The sequence below is a fragment of the Nocardia sp. CC201C genome, from assembly GCF_030010695.1.
In the GTDB taxonomy this organism is placed as follows: domain Bacteria; phylum Actinomycetota; class Actinomycetes; order Mycobacteriales; family Mycobacteriaceae; genus Nocardia; species Nocardia otitidiscaviarum.
In genome coordinates, this window is sequence record NZ_JASCXP010000526.1 from 1 (window position 1) to 4,270 (window position 4,270).

At 69.2% G+C, this 4,270-nt stretch carries 5 protein-coding genes; 2 read left to right on the top strand and 3 right to left on the bottom strand.

The genetic code is table 11. The annotated features are described in order from the left end of the window. The first annotated feature begins 112 nt into the window (after positions 1–112). Both QK444_RS33240 and QK444_RS33245 read left to right on the top strand, forming a co-directional pair. Positions 113–1,042: a phosphatidylinositol mannoside acyltransferase gene (locus QK444_RS33240; RefSeq protein ID WP_282786001.1), complete on the top strand. Its 930-nt coding sequence runs from the start codon at positions 113–115 to the stop codon at positions 1,040–1,042. A 343-nt stretch (positions 1,043–1,385) separates the two neighbouring features. Further along, the gene (locus tag QK444_RS33245; protein WP_282786002.1) at positions 1,386–1,712 is read left to right on the top strand and encodes a hypothetical protein; all 327 of its coding nucleotides are present in this window, start codon (positions 1,386–1,388) and stop codon (positions 1,710–1,712) included. A 65-nt stretch (positions 1,713–1,777) separates the two neighbouring features. On the opposite strand, the gene QK444_RS33250 is transcribed toward QK444_RS33245, so the two are convergent. The 3 genes from QK444_RS33250 to QK444_RS33260 all read right to left on the bottom strand — a co-directional run bounded on the left by QK444_RS33250 (position 1,778) and on the right by QK444_RS33260 (position 3,763). Further along, positions 1,778–2,515 (bottom strand): GAF and ANTAR domain-containing protein, encoded by a 738-nt coding sequence (locus tag QK444_RS33250; protein ID WP_282786003.1) that lies wholly within the window; start codon positions 2,513–2,515, stop codon positions 1,778–1,780. A gap of 50 nt (positions 2,516–2,565) precedes the next feature. Continuing rightward, a complete protein-coding gene (locus tag QK444_RS33255) occupies positions 2,566–3,345 on the bottom strand; it encodes an ANTAR domain-containing protein (RefSeq protein ID WP_282786004.1) in 780 nt (259 codons plus the stop codon). Between the two features lie 190 nt (positions 3,346–3,535). Further along, on the bottom strand, positions 3,536–3,763 hold the full coding sequence (locus QK444_RS33260) for a hypothetical protein (RefSeq protein WP_282786005.1): 228 nt from the start codon (positions 3,761–3,763) through the stop codon (positions 3,536–3,538). Positions 3,764–4,270: the final 507 nt, after the last annotated feature.

Below are 4,270 nucleotides of genomic sequence, written 5' to 3' on the forward strand. Positions count from 1 at the left end.
GGTGATCGAGCGCGCCCCTCGGTACCGCTGCGGCCGTGATGCGGTCGGCGCGCACGGGATGGATCTTGCTCGATTCCGGTGCGTGGCGGCGTCGCGGGGGGAGACTTCAGGAATGAACCCGAGAGCGCGCGCCGCGGATCTGGGCTACGCGGCCGGCTGGCGGCTGGTACGCGCCCTGCCGCAGCGGTGGGCGCTCGGCCTGTTCGAACTCGCGGCCGATCGCGCGGCGCGCGATGGCGGGCCGATGCAGTTGCGGCGCAATCTGGCCCGGGTGTTGTCCACGACGCCGGAGCGGGTGCCCGACGAACTCGTGCGTGCGAGCCTGCGCTCCTACGCCCGGTACTGGTGCGAGTCGTTCCGGCTGCCGTCGATGGACCCGGTGCGTCTGGCCGACCGCATCGAATCGGTGGCCACCGGGCTCGAACACATCCACGCTGCCGTCGCGGGCGGTCGCGGCGCGGTGTTGGCGCTGCCGCACAGCGGCAATTGGGATCTGGCGGGAGTCTGGCTGGTGCAACGGGTGGGATCGCCGACCGTGGTCGCCGAGCGGCTGCGTCCCGAAGCGCTGTACCAGCGCTTCGTGCGGTTCCGGGAGGGGCTCGGATTCGAGATCGTCCCGCTCACCGGCGGCGCGACACCGCCGTTCGCGCAGCTCGCCGCGCGCCTGCGGCAGGGGCGAATAGTCGGTCTGCTCGGTGAGCGTGATCTGACCGGCTCGGGCATACCGGTCGACTTCTTCGGCGAACCGGCGCGCATGCCCGCCGGTCCCGCGCGGCTGGCGATCGACACCGGCGCGCCACTGCTGCCGGTGCGATGCTGGTTCACTCCGGACGGCTGGGGTTTCCACGTGGACGCGCCGATCGACACCGCGCACGGCGTACGGCACACCACCCAGGCGTTGGCCGACCGCTTCGCCGCCGGCATCGCCGCGCATCCGGCCGACTGGCACATGCTGCAACCGGTGTGGACCGCCGATTTCGCCGCCGCCCGGCCGACCCGGGAACAGGACCGTCACGATCGATCGGATATCGGGTTCCAGTAGTGGCCGGTGCGATGCCCGCCGGCCCATCCCGCCGAATCGATCGATGACCGAGGCGGCGGGTCCGTGTAGGCTATGTGGTTGCGGTGACCATCAGCATGCTTCCGATAGAGGTGGCATCATCACCGCAGGCGGCCGATTTTCGGTCAGACAGGAGCGTCACCATGACGCTGCCTCACCCCATGCACGCGCGGCGCGCCCGGTCCGGTCGCGCAGGCGAGCACCATTGCGACACAGACGTTCCGCCACCGATACCCATGCGCGGTGCCGCGGTGTTCACAAGCGGGGCCGCACCCACTGGTCCCACGGCGACCGCCTCGAACCGGGACAATCGAATGCGCACGCGATGACACCCCCGCCTGGCCCGGAACGCCCTGCCTCGGCCCTGCGCCCCACACCGGCCCCCGGATTCGCGGATGCCCACCGATTCCACGAGTCGGATCGCTTCCTCACCCTCGGCGACGGAGTCGTGCGCCGACTGCTGGATGTGCTGCTGCGCCTCGATACGATTCGCGGCGTTTTAGAGGCATCGGATTCGACCAACGCGCAGGTGACCGCCGCTCGCACTGACCTCAGCGCCTTGGTCGCGGAGCTGGAGAACCATATCCGCGTCAGCAATTCGGCGATGCTCGATATCACCAGCACCTGGCCGATTACCGAACCTCGAGTCTGACCCGGGGCCGTTCGTTCCCGACTGCCCGAGCGGCAGCAGCCGGTCAGTCTGCGAGCCGCGTACGGTCAGGGCGGGGGTATGTGACCGCTGAGAACAGCATCCAACTCGACGCCGCGGTCGACAACGGCGTGGGCGAGGTCGGCGAGGCGGCGGTTCGTGTCGCGGGCGTAACGGCGCAGGGCGTGGAACGCGGTGTCCATATCGAGACCTGCTCGCTCGGCGAGCATGCCCTTGGCCTGTTCGATGATGACGCGGCTGTTGAGCGCCTGCGCGAGCTGGTCGTTGACCGTCAGGGAGTCGGCCAGGACACGAGCATGCACGATGCCGATCGTGGCGAAGTCGGCCAGGGCCTGTCCGATCCGCAGGTCTTCCTCCGCCAGGACGCCCGGTTCGGCGGTGAACAGGTTCAACGCGCCGATACGATCCTCACGCAAGCGCAACGGCAATGCGCAGACCCCCCGGAATCCTTCCGCGAGCATGCGCTGTCCGAAGACCGGCCACCCGGTGGTTTCGGTGATGTCGCCGACGTGGACCGGTGTGCCGGTATGGAACGCTTGCAGGCAAGGCCCCGCCGCGGACTGGATCTGCAGCAGTTCGAGCAGTCGCAATTCCTCGGAGGTGGAGGCGAATACTTGCAGGTGCCCGTCGGCATCGGCGAGCATGACGCCCGCCGCGTCGGCGGCCAAGAGTTCGACGCTGGTTTCGACCAGCTGTTGCGTCAGCTCCAACGGGTCGTAGTCGGCGACCAAGGTATCGACCAGCCGCACGAGCACCGTTGTGAGCGCTCGGTCCCTCTGCGCCATCCTCGGCTCACCTCTTCTCTGAGAAATCCTATGGAACTCATGGCCGTATCTCAATGCTCGGGCGCCGGGATCGGGCCCTCGGGGGTGCCGCTGTCGGAATCCGGTCCGGCGTCCGGGAAGAACCGGAGGTTTCGTGCCACGACATCGGCGGCGACCTCGTCCACGCGACGGCCTACGGCGAAGGCATGGCCGACCAGACGGGCGTAGGCGACCGCGGCCGGGGCGTCCAACTGCACCGCGACCATCCCGGTGGCCTGGTGGATCTCACGTGCGGCGGTCGACAGCTCCCACCGGGCATCCACTGCGACACCGTCCTGGGGTGGGGTCAACGCGGCGAGCAACACGGCGGTGACGATGCCGGCCACGCTCAGCGCGTCACGATACGCCGCGGGCTCGGCGACAACCGTCGCGGCACCGAGCAGATCCAGGTAGCCGAGGCGAATCGCACCCAGCCGCAAGGGAATCGAACACACCGCCGCGATGGTGGGGGTACCGTCCCACTGGGCCAACAGCGGCCAGCGTCCGGTGCCCAGTATGGCCGACATGTCAGGCACCCGCACCGGCGCGCCGTTGCGATGGGCGTCCTGGCCGGGCCCCTCCCCCGTGGCCGCCTGCGCATCGGCCAGCCAGGCCGCATCGGTACCGGCGGTACCGAGGATCTCTCCCCGGCCGGAATCGGTGACCGCGGTGACCGCGGCACCGGAAATCGGCAGGATTCGGGTACACGCCAGGCACAGCCGATCACCCGACGGTCGCGCGACGAGCCCGTCGTCGGCGCTACCTCGCAACTCGGCCAGAAACCGTGCGGCAACCGAATCCGCGGGTCTCACGCGAACTCACCGACACCGTGCTCCGGTACCCGTTCCATACTGTGCTCCCGTCTTACCGGCGATCGCCTCACGACGACCCGGCCGTCGTGGGTGCCAGGCGGGTTGCCTCACGGCCCAGCCTAGTGCCAGAAGCACCGTTCCCGAGGGCAGACCCCGAGGCGGTTCGCAAGCGAGGAGGCCGCGCGGCGGGTCACCATGATGAGTGACCGTTGGCGGGGACCCATTCGCCCATCGTCCAATCGTGCCCATCCCAGCGCAGCCGGTTGGCCCAGCGCAGCCGAGTACCCTGCGCACGGTTGTTCCCGAACTCGGCGCCCGCCAGATAGTCCGCGACCAGATACCAGCCCTCAGCGGTATGTTCGGGTGCCGCGAGCCGGTCGCACAGACCCGTGGCGGCCAGCTCCAGATCAGCGGCCACCACTACTCCCGCCGGCTCCCGACCGCGGCACCCGCCGTTCACCGGCACCGCATGGACCGCCCAACCGGGCGCGGGTCCGAAATCGCGGCCAGGTATCGCCGAGCTGTCGGGATCCGACCTGCCGACGTAGTCCATTGGGTGACCCCTTACGCACGAGTGACGAAACTGGAAGCCGCCGGGGTCTGGAGCGGACCACACCGGATCGGTCACCATCGCGCACCGGGCGAAGGGACCAACGGTTCGTGGATGGCCTCAGTTTAGTCCCGCTTGCGAATACCGTGGGAAAAACACTGAACCGCAACCAGTTTCAATCCGACCGGTCGCGGCGGCCAGTGGGCGGACAATTCGTGGGCAACCACACGAGCCCTGTCACCCCTCCGGGAAGCCGGGCATGCGGCCACAATGCGCGTAGGCTCGACAGTATCCGGGGACACAACGCGCGTCGGGCGCCCGCGGGGGGGCGGGCCCCCATTAGACAAAAATGCCGGTGACCCGCCCCCACACGGC

Excerpts from the sequence above, each read along its gene's own strand:
- QK444_RS33240 (WP_282786001.1), top strand. The coding sequence starts at position 113 with ATGAACCCGAGAGCGCGCGCCGCGGATCTGGGCTACGCGGCCGGCTGG.
- QK444_RS33245 (WP_282786002.1), top strand. The coding sequence starts at position 1,386 with ATGACACCCCCGCCTGGCCCGGAACGCCCTGCCTCGGCCCTGCGCCCC.
- QK444_RS33250 (WP_282786003.1), bottom strand. The coding sequence starts at position 2,515 with ATGGCGCAGAGGGACCGAGCGCTCACAACGGTGCTCGTGCGGCTGGTC.